13 protein-coding genes are annotated in these 15,992 nt (G+C 75.0%); 5 read left to right on the forward strand and 8 right to left on the reverse strand.

What is annotated here, in order from left to right; genetic code table 11:
* Nucleotides 1-431 (forward strand): HNH endonuclease (locus ACI79U_RS11145; RefSeq protein ID WP_457067691.1); only part of this gene is annotated, 431 nt, incomplete at its 5' end.
* A 178-nt stretch (nt 432-609) separates the two neighbouring features.
* Nucleotides 610-2,295, forward strand: a complete 1,686-nt coding sequence (locus ACI79U_RS11150; RefSeq protein ID WP_457067688.1) for a DNA repair helicase XPB — start codon at nt 610-612, stop codon at nt 2,293-2,295.
* A 69-nt stretch (nt 2,296-2,364) separates the two neighbouring features.
* Here ACI79U_RS11150 and ACI79U_RS11155 read toward each other — a convergent pair whose 3' ends face one another.
* The gene (locus tag ACI79U_RS11155) at nt 2,365-3,567 is read right to left on the reverse strand and encodes an aminotransferase-like domain-containing protein (protein ID WP_457067685.1); all 1,203 of its coding nucleotides are present in this window, start codon (nt 3,565-3,567) and stop codon (nt 2,365-2,367) included.
* Nucleotides 3,568-3,979: 412 nt separating this feature from the next.
* Between ACI79U_RS11155 and ACI79U_RS11160 the strand changes: the two genes are divergently transcribed.
* Both ACI79U_RS11160 and ACI79U_RS11165 read left to right on the forward strand, forming a co-directional pair.
* Nucleotides 3,980-5,758 (forward strand): DEAD/DEAH box helicase, encoded by a 1,779-nt coding sequence (locus ACI79U_RS11160; protein ID WP_457067683.1) that lies wholly within the window; start codon nt 3,980-3,982, stop codon nt 5,756-5,758.
* A gap of 87 nt (nt 5,759-5,845) precedes the next feature.
* A complete protein-coding gene (locus ACI79U_RS11165; RefSeq protein ID WP_457067680.1) occupies nt 5,846-6,208 on the forward strand; it encodes a PspC domain-containing protein in 363 nt (120 codons plus the stop codon).
* A 77-nt stretch (nt 6,209-6,285) separates the two neighbouring features.
* Here ACI79U_RS11165 and ACI79U_RS11170 read toward each other — a convergent pair whose 3' ends face one another.
* From ACI79U_RS11170 to ACI79U_RS11180, 3 genes are all read right to left on the reverse strand, one after another.
* Complete coding sequence (locus ACI79U_RS11170) at nt 6,286-9,267, reverse strand: helix-turn-helix transcriptional regulator (protein ID WP_457067678.1); 2,982 nt, start codon at nt 9,265-9,267, stop codon at nt 6,286-6,288.
* 23 nt (nt 9,268-9,290) lie between these two features.
* Nucleotides 9,291-9,416 carry a hypothetical protein gene (locus ACI79U_RS11175; protein WP_457067675.1) on the reverse strand — a complete coding sequence of 42 codons (126 nt, stop codon included), beginning with the start codon at nt 9,414-9,416 and terminating at the stop codon, nt 9,291-9,293.
* 146 nt (nt 9,417-9,562) lie between these two features.
* Nucleotides 9,563-10,078, reverse strand: a complete 516-nt coding sequence (locus tag ACI79U_RS11180; RefSeq protein WP_457067672.1) for a DUF7282 domain-containing protein — start codon at nt 10,076-10,078, stop codon at nt 9,563-9,565.
* A gap of 193 nt (nt 10,079-10,271) precedes the next feature.
* Between ACI79U_RS11180 and ACI79U_RS11185 the strand changes: the two genes are divergently transcribed.
* Nucleotides 10,272-11,690, forward strand: a complete 1,419-nt coding sequence (locus ACI79U_RS11185) for a glucose-6-phosphate dehydrogenase (protein ID WP_457067669.1) — start codon at nt 10,272-10,274, stop codon at nt 11,688-11,690.
* A 255-nt stretch (nt 11,691-11,945) separates the two neighbouring features.
* Here the strand turns inward: ACI79U_RS11185 and ACI79U_RS11190 are convergent, their stop codons facing one another.
* From ACI79U_RS11190 to ACI79U_RS11205, 4 genes are read right to left on the reverse strand one after another with little or no spacing between them, the layout of a single operon-like run.
* The gene (locus tag ACI79U_RS11190; RefSeq protein ID WP_457067666.1) at nt 11,946-12,683 is read right to left on the reverse strand and encodes a phospholipid scramblase-related protein; all 738 of its coding nucleotides are present in this window, start codon (nt 12,681-12,683) and stop codon (nt 11,946-11,948) included.
* A 50-nt stretch (nt 12,684-12,733) separates the two neighbouring features.
* Entirely contained in the window at nt 12,734-13,606 is an 873-nt protein-coding gene (locus ACI79U_RS11195) for an NAD-dependent epimerase/dehydratase family protein (RefSeq protein ID WP_457067663.1), read from the reverse strand.
* Complete coding sequence (locus tag ACI79U_RS11200) at nt 13,603-14,706, reverse strand: mandelate racemase/muconate lactonizing enzyme family protein (RefSeq protein WP_457067660.1); 1,104 nt, start codon at nt 14,704-14,706, stop codon at nt 13,603-13,605. Before ACI79U_RS11200 ends, ACI79U_RS11195 begins: the two co-directional genes overlap by 4 nt.
* 28 nt (nt 14,707-14,734) lie before the next feature.
* A complete protein-coding gene (locus ACI79U_RS11205; RefSeq protein WP_457067657.1) occupies nt 14,735-15,928 on the reverse strand; it encodes an ABC transporter substrate-binding protein in 1,194 nt (397 codons plus the stop codon).
* Nucleotides 15,929-15,992 lie beyond the last annotated feature (64 nt).

The following is a 15,992-nucleotide window of genomic DNA, read 5'->3' on the forward strand; positions in this document are numbered from 1 at the left end:
GCGGCGACTGCGGCTGCGCGGTGCTGGGCCCGCCACCGGCGACCGAACGCTACGAGCCCACCGCGCGACAACGTGCCTTCGTCGCAACCAGGGATCGGCGCTGCCGCTTCCCGAACTGCGGTCAACGTGTCGGCTGGGCCGACCTCGACCACGTCATCCCACACTCCCGCGGCGGCGAGACCGACTGCGCCAACCTCTGCTGCCTGTGCCGCTCCCACCACCGCCTGAAGACCCACGCCCCCGGCTGGCGGTTCGAGATGGATCCCGACGGCACCCTGCACGTCACCACCCCCTCCGGGGTCACCCGCACCACCCGCCCACCGGGCCTCCGACCGAGCCCGCCCGAACCGAGCCCGCCCGAAGCAGCCGGACGGGCCGTCGGACCCGAGCCACCACCACCCGAACCGGCAGACGACCCACCGCCCTTCTGATCGAGCACGGCGCGACACCTCGGCATGCGACACCTCGGCAGACCGGTGTCGTCATGTCGAGATGTCACCGTGTCGACAGCGGGCACCTGGAGCCGGAAGGGCCTGCCCCCGACCGGCGTTACCGTGGTCAGTCCGGCGCGAGTGCTGCGCCGCTGTCTCCGAGCAAAGGAACCCCCGCGTGAGCGACGGCCCCCTCATCGTCCAGTCGGACAAGACCCTGCTGCTCGAGGTCGACCACCCGCAGTCCAAGGAGTGCCGGGCGGCGATCGCCCCGTTCGCGGAGCTGGAGCGCTCCCCCGAGCACGTGCACACCTACCGGGTCACCCCGCTGGCGCTGTGGAACGCCCGCGCCGCGGGGCACGACGCCGAGCAGGTCGTCGACGCCCTGGTCCGCTTCTCCCGCTACCCGGTGCCGCACGCACTGCTCGTCGACGTCGCCGACACCATGGACCGCTACGGCCGGCTGACCCTGGCCAACCACCCGGTGCACGGGCTGACGCTCACCAGCACCGACAAGGCCGTGCTGGAGGAGGTCGTCCGCAGCAAGCGGGTGGCTCCGATGCTCGGCGCCCGGATCGACGCCGACTCGGTCGTCGTCCACCCCTCCGAGCGCGGCCGGCTCAAGCAGGCGCTGCTGAAGATCGGCTGGCCGGCCGAGGACCTCGCCGGCTACGTCGACGGCCAGGCCCACCCGATCGAGCTCGACCAGGACGACTGGCACCTGCGCGACTACCAGCAGGAGGCCGTCGACGGCTTCTGGGCGGGCGGCTCGGGCGTCGTCGTCCTCCCCTGCGGCGCGGGCAAGACGCTGGTCGGCGCCGCGGCGATGGCCGAGGCGAAGGCGACCACGCTCATCCTGGTCACCAACACCGTCTCCGGCCGGCAGTGGAAGCGTGAGCTGATCGCGCGGACGAGCCTGACCGAGGAGGAGATCGGCGAGTACTCCGGCGAGCGCAAGGAGATCCGGCCGGTCACCATCGCGACCTACCAGGTGATCACCACCCGCCGGAAGGGCGAGTACCGGCACCTGGATCTGTTCGACGCCCAGGACTGGGGCCTGATCGTCTACGACGAGGTCCACCTGCTCCCCGCACCGATCTTCCGGCTCACCGCCGACCTGCAGTCCCGACGCCGCCTCGGGCTGACCGCGACGCTGGTGCGCGAGGACGGCCGCGAGGACGACGTCTTCTCCCTCATCGGGCCCAAGCGGTACGACGCCCCGTGGCGGGACATCGAGGCGCAGGGCCACATCGCCCCGGCCGAGTGCATCGAGGTCCGGGTCTCCCTCGACGACGAGGAGCGGATGACCTACGCGGTCGCCGAGCCCGAGGAGCGGTACCGGATCGCGGCCACCGCCCACTCGAAGCTGCCGGTGATCCGCCGGGTGCTCGAGCGGCACCCCGACGAGCAGAAGCTCGTCATCGGCGCCTACCTCGACCAACTCGACGAGCTCGGCGCGGCGCTCGACGCCCCGGTGATCCAGGGGTCGACGTCGAACAAGGAGCGCGAGCGGCTGTTCCAGGCGTTCCGCACCGGCGAGATCAAGACCCTCGTCGTCTCCAAGGTCGCCAACTTCTCCATCGACCTGCCCGAGGCCGCGGTCGCCGTCCAGGTGTCGGGCACGTTCGGCTCCCGGCAGGAGGAGGCCCAGCGCCTCGGCCGGGTGCTGCGGCCCAAGGCCGACGGCCGGCAGGCGCACTTCTACACCGTGGTCAGCCGCGACACCCTGGACAGCGAGTACGCCGCCCACCGGCAGCGGTTCCTCGCCGAGCAGGGCTACGCGTACACGATCGTCGACGCCGCCGACCTGGCCGGCCCCGGCGAGGTCAACGGCCCCGACTGGGTCGACCAGCCCGCCGACTGAGGAAGGACCCCGCCCTCCTCACCCCTCGCAAGCTCGGGGCGAGCCTCTGGGCGGGGCCTTTCCGGCACGTCAGCCGCGCAGCACGCCGCCCAGCCGGGCCATGCCCTCGGCGATCCGGTCGGGCGTGTGCGTGGTGAACGACAGCCGCAGCGTCGACCGGTCCGGAGCCCCGGCGTAGAAGGCGGCTCCCGGCACGAAGGCGACGTCGGCCGCCAGCGCCCGCGGCAGCAGCTCGGCCGTGTCGACGCCCCCGGGCAGCCGCGCCCAGACGAACATCCCGCCGTCCGGCTCGGTCCAGGTGCTGCCCGCGGGCAGCGTCGCCGGCAGCGCGGCCACCATCGCGTCCCGCCGCTGCCGGTAGGCCCGCCGCAGCGTCTGCAGGTGGGCCTCCACGTCGGCGGCGGCGAACCAGGCCGCCGCGGCGGCCTGGTCGATCGTCGAGGTGTGCAGATCGGCCGCCTGCTTGGCGACGGTCAGCGCCGGGAGCAGCCGGGACGGCGCCCGCAGCCAGCCCAGCCGCAACCCCGGGGCCGCGATCTTGGAGAAGCTGCCCAGGTGGACGACGTGCTCGTCGGCCCCCGGCTGGGCAGCCAGCGGCGCGACGTCCGCGCCCCGGTAGCGCAGCTCGCCGTAGGGGTCGTCCTCCACCAGCCAGACGCCGTGCCGGGCGGTCAGCTCCACCACCTCGGCGCGCCGGTGCTCGGGCATGGTGCGCCCCGTCGGGTTCGCGAAGGTCGGCACCAGGTAGACCAGCGCCGGCCGCTCCCGCCGGATCGTCTCCGCCAGCACCGCCGGGTCGATGCCGTGCTCGTCGGTGGCGACCGGGACGACGCGGGCACCGGCCAGCTGGAAGCACTGCAGCGCGGCCAGGTACGTCGGGTCCTCGACCAGGACGACGGCGCCGGGATCGAGCAGCGCCGTGGCGACCAGCGTCAGCCCCTGCTGGGAGCCGGAGGTGACCAGCAGGTCGTCGACCGAGCTGAGCATGCCGCGGGCGGTCATCCGGCCGGCCACCCGCGCCCGCAGCTGACGGTCACCCTCGGTCGGCGCGTACTGCAGCGCGCGGCGGGCGTGCGGGCCCCAGAGCACGGCGTCGTAGGCGGCCCGGACGCCGTCCAGGTCGAAGAGCTCGGGTGCGGGCAGGCCGCCGGCGAAGGAGATGACGCCCGGCCGGTCGAGCAGCGCCAGCAGCTCGCGGACGGGGGAACTGGCGACCCCGCCGAGCCGCTGGGCGAGCGGAGGCAGGGCGCGGGACAGGACGGCAGCGGACACGAGGACTCCAGGAGGCCATGGCGCGGGGAGGGCGGCGCGGTGGGATGAGGCGGCGCCGGGCAGCGGGGGGTGTCCCGCTGGGGGCCGGGCCGAACGGGCCTCCTGGTCGAGGGGCCGCCGTCAGCCTACGTCGCGGCGGGCAGGTCCGTCGGCGCGCCGACCCGATCACCCCGTCGTGCCCCTCTGGACCGGGCCTCCGGACGCCGTCACGGGGCGGTTGGGGACGACGGGACCGGCGAGGGTGACGAGACGGTCCGGCTCGATCATGACGAGCGCCACACCCCGCCCCGCCCCATGGCATCACCGCAGGTCAGCGACGCGCCGCCCGCCGCCATACGTCGCAGCCCGGGACGCGCGCGGGAGGTGGGTGGTTGGGCGTGTTGCCCGGTCGCCGTCCAGAATGACTCCCGACATGGCGACTGCAACACAGGCGGCGGCCCGGGCCCCGCAGACGACCAGCCGACCGCTCCGGGCCTGGCAGCAGGCGGCCCTCGGCAAGTACGAGGAGGAGTCCCCGAAGGACTTCCTGGTCACCGCGACCCCGGGCGCGGGGAAGACCACCTTCGCGCTGACCCTGGCCGCCCGGCTGCTGTCCCGCCGCGAGGTCGCCCGGGTGATCGTGGTCTGCCCGACCGACCACCTGCGCCTGCAGTGGGCCGACGCGGCCGACGCGATGGGCATCGTGCTCGACCCCAACCTGACCAACGCCGTGGGCCCGGTGCGCGCCGGCACGCAGGGCTACGTGACCACCTACGCGCAGGTGGCCGGCAAGCCGATGCTGCACGCCGCCCGGGCGACGACGGTCAAGACGCTGGTGATCCTGGACGAGGTGCACCACGCCGGCGACGGCCTGTCCTGGGGCGAGGCGGTCGAGGAGGCCTACGGCCGCGCGGCCCGCCGGCTGTGCCTGACCGGGACGCCGTTCCGCACCAAGGCCGACGAGCGCATCCCCTTCGTGAAGTACGTGGAGGACGGGTTCGAGGGCCAGGGCGGCCTGATGTCGACGGCCGACTTCACCTACGGCTACAAGGAGGCGCTGGCCGACAGCGTCGTCCGCCCCGTCGTGTTCGCCGCCTACACCGGCACGTCCCGCTGGCGGAACTCCGCCGGCGAGGTCGTCGCCGCGTCGCTCTCCGAGGCCGGCACGCGGTCGGTGGAGATGCAGGCCTGGCGCACCGCGCTGGACCCCAAGGGCCAGTGGGTGCCGCACGTGATCGCCGCGATGGACGACCGGATCACCCACCTCCGCGAGGAGGGCGGCATGCCCGACGCCGCCGGGCTGGTGCTGGCCAGCGACCAGGACGACGCCCGCGAGTACGCCAAGATCGTCCGTCGGGTGACCGGGAAGGCGCCGGAGCTGATCCTCTCCGACGACCCCAAGGCGTCGAAGAAGATCGAGAAGTTCAACAAGGGCGGCGCCCGGATCGCGGTCTGCGTGCGGATGGTCTCCGAGGGCGTCGACGTGCCGCGCGCCGCCGTCCTGGCCTGGATGACCTCCTACCGGACGCCGCTGTTCTTCGCCCAGGCCGTCGGCCGTGTGGTGCGCGCCCGGGCCCCTCACGAGTCGGCGACCGTCTTCCTCCCCGCCGTCCGCCCGCTGCTGTCGCTGGCCGCGTCGATGGAGGAGCAGCGCAACCACGTCATGCCGCCGCCGAAGACCCAGCCCGACGAGGAGCTGGAGGCGCTGGACCTGCCGCCGCGGGAGCCGCGCGAGGGCGAGCTCAAGCAGTGGGAGGCGCTGGAGGCCGACGCCCGGTTCGCGCACGTGCTGTCCAGCGGGACGGCGCACACCGGCGCGGGCAGCGGTGCCGTGGAGCCGCTCGCGGCCGACGCGGAGGACTTCCTCGGCATCCCCGGGCTGCTGACCCCGGCGCAGACCGCCGAGCTGCTGTCCAAGCGGGACGACGAGCTGCGGGCCCGGATCGCCGCCTCGCACCGGCAGGGCGACGACGACGGGTTCATGGTCGTCGAGGACCACCCGGAGGAGGACGAGGCCGGCCGCTCCTGGCGCGACGCCACCGACCTCCGCCGGGAGATCAACCGGCTGGTCAACCGCGTCGCGGCGAAGACCGCGACCCCGCAGGCCGTGGTGCACACCCAGCTGCGCCAGTCGGTGCCCGGGCCGCCGTCGGCCTCGGCGTCGGTGGACGTGCTCCGCGCCCGCCGCGAACGCCTGCGCACCATGCTCTGAGCGAGGCCGACCCCGAGCCGCGGGTCCAGGGTCGGATCCGGGCGTTCCCCGATGCCGCCGGGGCGTCGCCGCACGCAGGCTGGTGCCATGACCGAGACAGTCCACACCGAGACCCAGCACACCGAGAGCCCGCACACCGAGAACCAGCACACCGATACCCCGCAGGACCCTTCCGCGCGCCCGCCGCTGCAGCGCAGCCGGACGGACCTGATGCTCGGCGGTGTCGCGGCCGGCCTGGCCCGGCACACCGGCGTCGACGCGCTGCTGTGGCGCCTCGGCTTCGTCGGGCTCGTCTTCGCCGGCGGCGCCGGGGTCTTCCTCTACCTGGCGCTGTGGCTGCTGATGCCGGCCGCGCCCACCGCACCCGGGGACCGCACGAACGTGCTGGACGAGTGGGTCGAGCGGGTCCGCGCCCGCTTCACCCGGCCGAACGCTGACATCGCGCGCTGATCATCGGCGAATGGCTGGACGACACGCCACCGGGCGCAGCCGCTCGCCGATGATCAACTGCCGGAGGGGGAGCCGGCTCAGCTGAGCAGCCCGCGGTCGGCGGCGATGGCCACCGCCTCCGCGCGGCTGGCGGCACCGAGCTTGGCGAGGATGTTGCTCACGTGCACGCTGGCGGTCTTCTCGCTGATGAACAGCTCCGCGCCGATCTGCCGGTTGGTTCGGCCCTGCGCCGCCAGCGCCAGCACCTCCCGCTCGCGCGGGGTGAACACCGTGCCCGCCTCGGGGGTGCGGACGCCTGGCAGCTCCAGCCGGCCGCGGCGGGCCAGCGCCTCGACCGCCGTCCGCAGCGGCTCGGCGCCCAGCCGCACCGCCACGTCGTGGGCCGCGGGGAGCTCGGCGGCCGCGCCCGCGCGGTCGTCGGCCGCCAGCAGCGCCTCGGCCAGCCGCAACCGGGAACGCGCCTGCTCGTAGCCGTGCCCGAGGCCGCCGAACTCCTCCACCGCCCGCCGCCACAGCTCCACCGCGGCCTCGCCGCGCACCCGGGCCAGCTCGGCCTCCAGCCGGGTGCCCCACGCGCGGGCCTCGATCCCCACCGGGAACGGCACCCGGGCCGCCGACCGGCCCACCTCGGCCAGCTCCGCCGCGTCCGTCGCCCAGCGGGCCACGGCCGGCTCGTCCCCGGCCCGCCGGGCCGCGGCGACCGCGTCGCCGACCGCCGCCAGCGCGGTCGCCACCAGCCGCACCGAGGCGAGCCGCTCGTCCACCCACAGCTCGCGCAGCCGGCGGTCGGCGAACCGGGCCCGCTCGACCGCCGCCGCGGCGTCACCGGCCCGGCCGGCCAGCTCGATCTCCGCGGCCACCGTGGCCAGCATCAGCAGCACGTGGTTGTCCCAGCGGGCCGCCGGCCCCCGCGCCCAGGCCAGCCGCTCGCCGGCGCGCGGATCACCCCGGCCGACCAGCACCAGCAGCCCGTCGGCGCGCACGTGCGCGGCCATGTCCGGCACCCGGGCCAGCGCGTCGGCGGCGGCCAGGCTGCCGTCCCAGTCGCCGAGCACGTACCGGGTCAGCACCTCCAGGTGCCGCAGCTCCGCGCCGTAGAACGACCACTCGACGCCCAGCGTCGCCGCCCGGGCCAGCCCGGCGGTGGCGTGCGCCAGCGCCTCGGCCACGTTCCCGGCGTCGTGGGCGGTGATCGCCTGGCTGAACCACACCCGCATCTCCACGTCGGCGTCGCCGGACCGGACGGCCCGTGCCCGCGCCTCCTCGAACCGGGTCCGCACCGCGGCCCGGTCACCGGCACCCGACCCGCGGGCGAGGGAGACGGCGGTGTCGGCCCACGCGCTGTCCAGCCCGAGGACGTCCGCGGCGGCCAGCGCCTCCTCCGCCGCCGCGTCCGCCTCGGCGACCAGGCCCAGGGAGTAGCTGGTGCGGGCGTGCGTCGCCGCCGCCCAGGTGCGCACCGCCGAGGGTGGCTGGGCCGGCACCAGCGCCATCGCCGCGGCGCTCTCCCGATGCGCCTCGGCCGCCTCCTCGATCCGGCCCAGCACCTGCGCGAGCGTGTAGTGCACCCTGGCGCGGGCCGCCGGGTCGCCGTCGGCGCCCAGCAGCTCACCGGCCGAGCGCAGCAGCGCCACCGCCCGGTGCAGGTCACCGACCGCGCGGGCCGCCGACGCGGTGTCCAGCAGCACCGTCCACTGCGGGCGGCCGGCGCGCTCGGCCGCGTCGGGCACCGCCGCCCACAGCGCGAGCACCGCCTCCAGGTGCTGCAGCTGCTCGGCGGGTGCGCCCACCCGGCGGGCGGCCTCCGCCGCCTCCAGCGAGGCGCTCAGCGCCCCGGGCAGGTCGTTGCTCTCGCGCAGGTGGTGGGCGCGCTCGGCCGCCGTCCCCGCCTCCGGCCGCGCGGCCAACTGGGCCGCCACGGCGGCGTGCAGCCGCACCCGCTCACCGGGCAGCAGGTCGGCCAGCACGGCCTCCCGCAGCAGCGCGTGCCGGAAGCGGTAGCGGCCGTCGCCGGAGACCACCAGCAGGTGGTGGTGCACCGCCTCGGTCAGCGCCTGCTCCGTCTCCTCCGGGCTCTTCCAGGACACCGCGGACACCAGCTCGTGCCGCACCGAGCGACCGGCGACGGCGGCCACCCGGAGCACCTGCTGGGCGGCCGGGGTCACCTGCTCGACCCGGGCCAGCAGCACCTCGGACAGCCCACCGGGCAGCGCCTCGCCCGCCAGCCCCGCCGCGACCAGCTCCTCCGCGTAGAAGGCGTTGCCCTCCGCCCGGGCGACGACGTCCTCGACGGTCGCGGCGGAGGGGCTCCCCGACCCGGCGGCCAGCCGGCGGACCAGCGTCGCCACCTCCGCGTCGGCCAGCGGCTCGAGCAGCAGCCGCTCGACGCGCGGCAGCCGCACCAGCTCGGCGAGCAGCGGGCGCAGCGGGTGCCGGCGGTGCAGGTCGTCGGCGCGGTAGGAGGCGACGACGGCCACCCGCTCGTCGACCAGCCGGGCCAGCAGGTAGCGCAGCAGGTCGCGGCTGGAGCGGTCGGCCCAGTGCAGGTCCTCCAGGACGACGAGCACCGGCTGCTCGGTGGCCAGCTCGCCCAGCAGCGCGGCCACCGACGCGAACAGCTGGAGCCGGCCGTCGTCGTCCGGCGGGCTCAGGGTGCGGTGCGGCGACGGCTGGCCCAGCTCCGTGCCGGCGCGCTCGGGCACCGAGCCACCGCCGAGCAGGCCGCTCAGCACCGGGTGGCTGGCCAGCACCGGCGCCAGCTCCGGGTCGGTGAGCACCGGCCGCAGCAGGTCGACGAAGGGCAGGTAGGGCAGGCCGACGTCGCCCAGGTCGACGCAGTGCCCGGTGAGCACCCGGACGCCGTCGCCGCTGGCCCGGCGGGACAGCTCGTCGATCAGCCGGGTCTTGCCCACCCCGGCGTCCCCGCCGACCAGCACCCCCGACGGGCGCCCCCCGGCCGCCGCGTCGACGTGCGCCAGCAGCCGGCCGAGCTCGCTCGCCCGGCCGACCAGCGGACCCTCGTCCCAGCGCGGCACGCCGGTGATCGTGGCACGGACCACCGACGCGACGGCGTCCGCGCGGTTCAGCGCGCCCGCCGCCGGCGGGCCGTCCAGGACCCGCGCCGGCTGCCCCGGGCGAAGGCCCGTTCGACCAGCTCCCGGCGGTAGGCCAGCTCGGCCTCCAGGGCGGGGTTGGGGTAGTGCGCCATGACCGTCTCCTCGTGTCGTCCGTGGGTGGACGAGGAGGACGGTCGTCCTGAGGGGGCACCGCCGGGATCGGGTGATCGGGCAGTTCTCCGCGGTGGCGGGCTCCCTGAGGCCCCTCAGACCGGCGCCCGAGGGGCCTCGGCCGCGGTCACTGCACGGTGTAGGAGGCGTCCTCGGAGACGAAACCGTCGTCGTCGGTGTCCGGGACGCGCTGGTCGACCGTCGGGTCCAACTCGCCGTCCTCGTCGGTGTCGCCGTAGAGGACCGCCTCCAGCTCGGTGTCCTCGGTCAGCGCCGGGGAGAGCTGGACCTCGACGTCGGTCGCCTCCCCGGCCTCCACCGCGGCCGAACCCAGCAGCTCGCCCATGGTCTCGTCGTCGTCGTCGCCGTCGTCGGTCAGGATCGCGACGAACCCGTCCACGGTCATCGCGACCCGGTCGACGGTGACCGAGCTGCCGTCCCCGGACTGGTCCGCGAACTCCACGTCGGCGACCGGGGCACCCGAGGCGCGGCCGGTCTCGGTCGGCGCGGCGGTGTCCGGCACGTCCTCGTCGGCGAACGTGGTGCCGACGGCGGGGGTCGGCTCCTCGTCGGCCTCCCCGCCACAGGCGGTCAGGGCGAGGACGGCGGCAGCGGGCAGGGCGAGCAGCGCAGGTCGTCTCATGACCACTGGTTGCCCACTCCCAGCCGCGGCCCACACACCGTGATCGGCGCGCGCAGCGGAGCGGGGATGGGGAAGACTGCCGGACACCGGGCGGTTGACGGGAACAGCTCGGTGCACCCCCGACGTCGTGGGCGGCATCCCCTGGGGCCGGTCCCTGGCGGACTCGGCCCGGACGACGTGTGAGAGGACGACAGTGCCCGAGAACGGCGCGAACGACCTGACCCCGACCGTGTTCGTGCTGTACGGCGCGACCGGTGACCTGGCCCGCCGGATGGTGCTCCCGGCGTTCTTCCAGCTGGCCCAGCACGGCCTGCTGCCCGACGAGTGGCGGCTCATCGGCAGCGGCCGCGGCGAGCGGACCGACGAGGAGTTCGTCGACCACGTCCGTGAGTCCCTGACCGAGTTCGGCCCCTCCCCCGACGAGGGCCCGTGGGAGGAGTTCTCCGCCCGGCTGCGCTTCGCCGGCGGCGGGTTCACCGTCGAGGACCCGGGTCAGCTGCTGGACGTCGTCGCCAAGGCGCGCGCCGAGATCGGCGACGAGGCGCAGCTCGTGCACTACCTGTCCCTGCCGCCCAAGGCGTTCACCGGTTACACGGAGGCGCTGGGCGAGCACGGGCTCGCCGAGGGTGCCCGGGTGGTCTACGAGAAGCCGTTCGGCGACTCCCCGGAGGGCTTCCGCGAGCTGGACGCCGTCGTGCACTCGGTCTTCGACGAGGAGCAGGTCTTCCGGATCGACCACTTCCTGGGCAAGGAGGGCACCCAGGACCTGCACGCGCTGCGCTTCGCCAACGGCCTGTTCGAGCACGTCTGGAGCCGCGAGCACGTCGCCCAGGTGCAGATCGACGTCCCCGAGGACCTCGACGTCGCCGACCGCGCCGACTTCTACGACGCCACCGGCGCGACCCTGGACATGCTGGTCACCCACCTGTTCCAGGTCGCCGCCGAGGTGGCGATGGAGCCCCCGGTCAGCTTCTCGGCCAACGACATCCTCTCCGCCCGCGAGTCGGTGCTGTCGAAGTTCCGGCCACTGGCCCCCGAGGACGTCGTCCTGGGCCAGTTCCAGGGCTACCGCGAGCTGGACGGCGTCCCGGACGACAGCGACACCGACACCTTCGTCGCCGCCCGGCTCTGCATCGACTCCGGTCGCTGGCGCGGGGTGCCGTTCCTGCTGCGCACCGGCAAGCGGCTGGCCGCCAAGCAGCAGCGGGTCAGCCTGATCCTGCACCGCCCGAAGGGCCCGGTGGACGACGTGCCGGCCAACGGCAACGTCGTCTCCCTGTCGCTGGCCGGGGCGGGTTCGGTGGACATCGACGTCATGGCCAAGAAGCCGGGGCCGGACCTGGCGATGGCACCGGCGCGGGTCTCGCTGGACCTGTCGAAGATCCCCGGCGGCGAGCCGCTGCCGCCCTACGTCTCGCTGATCCACGACGTGCTGGTCGGTGACCGCTCGCTGTTCACCACCAGCGAGGGGCTGGCCCAGACCTGGCGGGCGCTGCAGCCGGTGCTCGACGCCCGGCCCGAGGTGCACCCCTACGAGCCCGGCTCCTGGGGCCCCTCGGCAGCCAACGCGCTGACCGGCGAGCACGGCTGGCTGCTCGGCCAGACCGAGTAGGAGGACCCGCGCGACGAAGCCCCCGCTCTCGAGGAGAGCGGGGGCTTCGTCGTCGGTGAGGTCCGGACCGGACGCTGGTCGCCTCGCGGCGTTTTGCACATCTGAGGCTCCAGACCCCCGACCGAGGTCGGAGCGGTGTTCCCCAGCGGCAGTTATCAAGTGGAGCCCGGGGACACAGGTCGCCCGGCCCGGACGTTCACCACCGTACCCGTGCCCCCGGCCCCCATGCTCGTGGCGGCCCGATCGATCGCGGACTCAGTTGAGGCCGCGCGCGTCCTGCTTCAGCGCGGTGTCCACGGTCAGCGCGCTGGCCAGCACCAGGCTCGCCAGCGGGTCGGGCAGCCGCTGGTGCACCCGCACCAGGTAGTCGTCGGCCGTGGTGAGCAGGGTGCGGGCCAGCCCCTCCCAGGTCTTGGTGATCCGGGCGACCTCGGCCCCGGCGGCGTCGGTGACCGCGAAGTCCCAGGCCCGCCAGTTCTCCGCCTGGATCGCCCCCACCAGCCGGTCGGCCACCACCAGGTCGAACCGGATGTGCCCGACCACGTTCGCCTGGTGGACCTCCCCCACCGGCGTGCCGTCGGGCCGGACCACCAGCACCCGCGACCGCAGCAGCTTCGCCGGGCGGGTGAGCAGCAGCACCGGGCCGGCGGCGTCGCGCACCTCGAGGGTGTGGGTGAGGAACTGGTCCCAGCGCGACATCAGCCGGAACGCCTTGCGCAGGCTGCTCTGCCCCACCTGGACGACGGCGCCCACCTGCTGCCCGGCGCCGTCCAGCACGGCGTACTCGTTGGTGAGCTCGACCAGCTTGGTGCGCTGCCGGACGACGAGCACCGGCTGCTCCAGCAGCACCGACCGCGGGTGCTCAGGCTGGATGTGCGGGACCTGGGTGTGCGACTGGGTGTGCGGGCTCCAGGCGCTGCCGTCCCACCAGCGCAGGCCGCCACCGCCGGCCGGGTCGGGGTACCAGCCCGGCGGTGGAGGCGGCTGCGTCATGCGCCGGACGGTAACCGCCACGGACCGCGGACCTGGGGACCCCGCCGGGGTCAGCGCAGCGGCCGGCCGTCCGCGGCGAGGTGGTCGCGCCAGCTGCGGCTCGGCATCCAGCCGAACAGCCGGCGGGCCTTCGCGCTGCTGATCGCGCTGGCGTCCGGCCGGTCCAGCGGCCGCACCTCCAGCCCGGGGTGGACGGCGAGCGCCTCGGCGCGCAGGTCCCGGCCCCCGGCGTTGTCCGCAGCGGCCGCGTAGACCACCTCGTGCCCGGGGGTGTCCGCCTCGACGGCCAGCACCAGCAGCTCGGCCAGGTCCGCGACGTCGACGTAGGACCAGAACATCGGGCTGGGCACGGCCCGGTCGCGCAGGAAGGGACCGAGGTTGCCCGCGTAGGTCTCCGGCGTCATCACCCAGGTCGCCCGGACCGACACCGCCGTGCCCGCGGTGCGGCGCACGAACGCGTCGCAGAGCAACTCCCCCACCTGCTTGCTCAACGCGTACGGGTCCTCGGGGCGGTCCGGGTGGGTCTCGTCGATCGGCAGGAACGCCGGCGGCCCGGGCACCGCGGCCCAGGTGATGCCCGCGACGCTGTCGGAGGAGAGCGCCACGAAGCGGCGCACCCCGGACCGGGCGGCGGCGTCGACCACCGCGAAGGCGGCCGCGGTGTTGACCCCGAACACCACGTGGTCGGGGTCCAGCCCCGGGCGTGGCAGCGCCGCGGTGTGGACCACGGCGTCGACGTCCCGGGCGACGGCGAGGGCCTGCCCGGCGTCGGTGAGATCGGCCCGGACGTAGGGCACCGGTTCTCCCCCCGCGTAGGCCGGCGACCCGAGGTCGGTGCCCCGGACGTCGTGCCCGGCGTCGACCAGCCGGTCGACGACCGCCCGGCCCACCTGACCGCGGCTGCCGGTGACGAGCACCCTCACGGCCGGAGGGCGTACCGGTCGAGGGCCTCCGGTGCCACCGTCACCCCCAGTCCCGGCCCGGTGGGCACCGGCAGCCGCCCGGCGACGATGGCCGACAACCCGAGGTCCGCCCCGGCCGAGTCGCGCAGCAGCGGGTCCAGGTGCACCGGGAACTCCAGCAGGTCCAGCGCCGGTGCGGAGGCGGCGACGTGCAGGTTGGCCGCCATCGAGACCACGCCCCCGTGGTGGTGCCCCACCACCCGGGCCCCCCGCGCGGCGGCGAGGGCGGCGACCGCCCGCGCCGGCTCGACCCCGCCGCAGATGGACGCGTCGGGCTGCACCACGCTCACCCCGCCGGCGATCGCCTCCGCGGCCTCGCCGAGGGTGAACAGGTGCTCCCCGTAGGCCAACGGCACCCGGGTGCGGCGGGCCAGCTCGGCGATGGCCGGCCGCTGCTCGTAGGGCAGCGGCTCCTCCAGCCAGGCCACGTCCAGGTCGACCAGCCCGTCGGCGATGCGCAGCGCCTCGGCCAGGGTGAAGAACTCGCTGGCGTCGACGGCGACCTCGACCGCGTCCCCGAGCAGGGCGCGCAGGTCGGCCAGCACCCGCAGGGCACCCCGCCAGTCGAGCCCGATCCGCATCTTGACCATGTCCACGCCGCGGTCCAGCGCCGGGGCCAGCCGGTCGAGGTGCTCCGTGGCACTGCTGGTCTCGAGGAAGGGGCTGCTGCCGACGTAGACCCGCACGCTGTCGCGCACCCGTCCGAGGACGTCGCTGACCGACCGGCCGGCCTCCTGCGCCGCCAGGTCGGTCAGCGCGATCGCCACCGCGCTGCGGGCCTGCGCGGCGACCGTCCCGGCACCCAGCGTCCGGCGGGTCGCCTGCGCGACGGCGTCCACGGCCGGGCCGCCGGCGCCGACCTCGGCCCCCAGCAGCGCCGGGGCGAACACGTCCTCGACGATGCGGGCCAGCACGGTCGGGTGGGAGACGCCGAAGCAGTCGCAGGCCTCCCCCAGCCCGACCCGGCCGTCGTCGGTGGCCACCCGGACGACGAAGAAGGTCATCGGCTGGTTGGCGCTGCGCATGAGCAGCGGCAACGCCGTGATCTCGGTGATCTTCACCGGCGTGCTCCCCCGCCCGGTCGCCGGCTCACGAACCGCTCTGCGGGACGTAGCGGGACCGGTCGTAGCTGATCGAGGGGTCGATGAACTCGTTGGTGTAGATGTCCTCGGCGGTCAGCCCGTCGGCCAGCTCGGTGCCCAGGTCGTCGAACACGCCGGTGAGCAGCTCGGTCATCCGCTCCATCCGGTCGGCGTCGAAGGCGCCGAGGGTCCCGTCGGGGGCGTTGGCGACGATGCCGTCCTCGTGCAGTGAGTCGGTGATCGCCGCGGCCCGCTCCGGGGTGATCTGGAAGAACTGGCCGATCTCCTCCAGGTACGCGGAGATCGCCTCGTTGACCGGCGTCGGGTCGTACATGTAGTCGACCTGGCCCTGCTGCAGCAGCGGCACCAGCTGGCTCAGGCAGGCGCTGTTGGCCTCCACCGACTCCGGCGTCCCGGCCCACGCGGAGCCGTAGGTGTCGTAGCCGGCGTCCCCGAGGGTCAGGTAGCCCGGCTCCTTGCCGAAGTCGGTGAACTCGTTCTCCAGCCGCCACGGCTCCTGGGTGACGTACCCCTGGATGACGACGTCCTCCCCGGCGACGATCCGGGTGAGCGAGCCGTCGAAGGAGCCGTCGAGCTGCTCGGCGCGGACGAAGCCCTGCTGGCGCAGGTAGTCCATGTAGGTGGCGCCCTGGAAGTACAGGACGGTCGCATCGCTCTTCCCGATGTCGGCGAAGGAGGCGAAGTCGTACTTGTCCGGGTCCCACAGCAGCACCTGCGGGTTGAGCTCGAGCGGGGTGACCACGGCCTGGGTGGGCTGTTCGGCGGAGAGCCGGACCGACTCGTCGGTGTCGACCATGCCCAGCATGACCTCGTCGTCGGTGTAGAGCAGGGCGGTGTTGCTCTGGAAGCCGATGAACGGCCCACCTGCCCGGATCTCGACGGTCACGTTCCCGTCGGCGACGGCCGGGCCGGAGTAGATGCCTGCCTCGGCGTCGAGGGTGGCCTCCGCCGGGTCGATGAGCTGGTAGGCGGCGGCGTGCTCGGGCTCGGGGAACCAGTTGGTCTGCAGCACGACGGTCGCGGGGCAGTCCGAGAGCGCGCCGTCACCGCCGACGGCCGCGGCGGCGTCGTCGTCGGCCGAGCCGCCGCAGGCGGCCAGCACGAGGGAGGCGGTCAGGAGCGCAGCACCGGGGCCGAGCGACCGGGCCGGGCGGCGGGAGGTGCGCCGGGCAGCGGACATGGGGTCTCCTCACGGGAGGGGTGGTGGGATCGGCCGACGGGTCGCCGGCCGGTGGAACGGCGGA

This window comes from Modestobacter sp. SYSU DS0904 (genome assembly GCF_054051115.1).

Excerpts from the sequence above, each read along its gene's own strand:
- ACI79U_RS11160 (WP_457067683.1), top strand. The coding sequence starts at position 3,980 with ATGGCGACTGCAACACAGGCGGCGGCCCGGGCCCCGCAGACGACCAGC.
- ACI79U_RS11165 (WP_457067680.1), top strand. The coding sequence starts at position 5,846 with ATGACCGAGACAGTCCACACCGAGACCCAGCACACCGAGAGCCCGCAC.
- ACI79U_RS11175 (WP_457067675.1), bottom strand. The coding sequence starts at position 9,416 with ATGGCGCACTACCCCAACCCCGCCCTGGAGGCCGAGCTGGCCTACCGC.
- ACI79U_RS11180 (WP_457067672.1), bottom strand. The coding sequence starts at position 10,078 with ATGAGACGACCTGCGCTGCTCGCCCTGCCCGCTGCCGCCGTCCTCGCC.
- ACI79U_RS11190 (WP_457067666.1), bottom strand. The coding sequence starts at position 12,683 with ATGACGCAGCCGCCTCCACCGCCGGGCTGGTACCCCGACCCGGCCGGC.
- ACI79U_RS11205 (WP_457067657.1), bottom strand. The coding sequence starts at position 15,928 with ATGTCCGCTGCCCGGCGCACCTCCCGCCGCCCGGCCCGGTCGCTCGGC.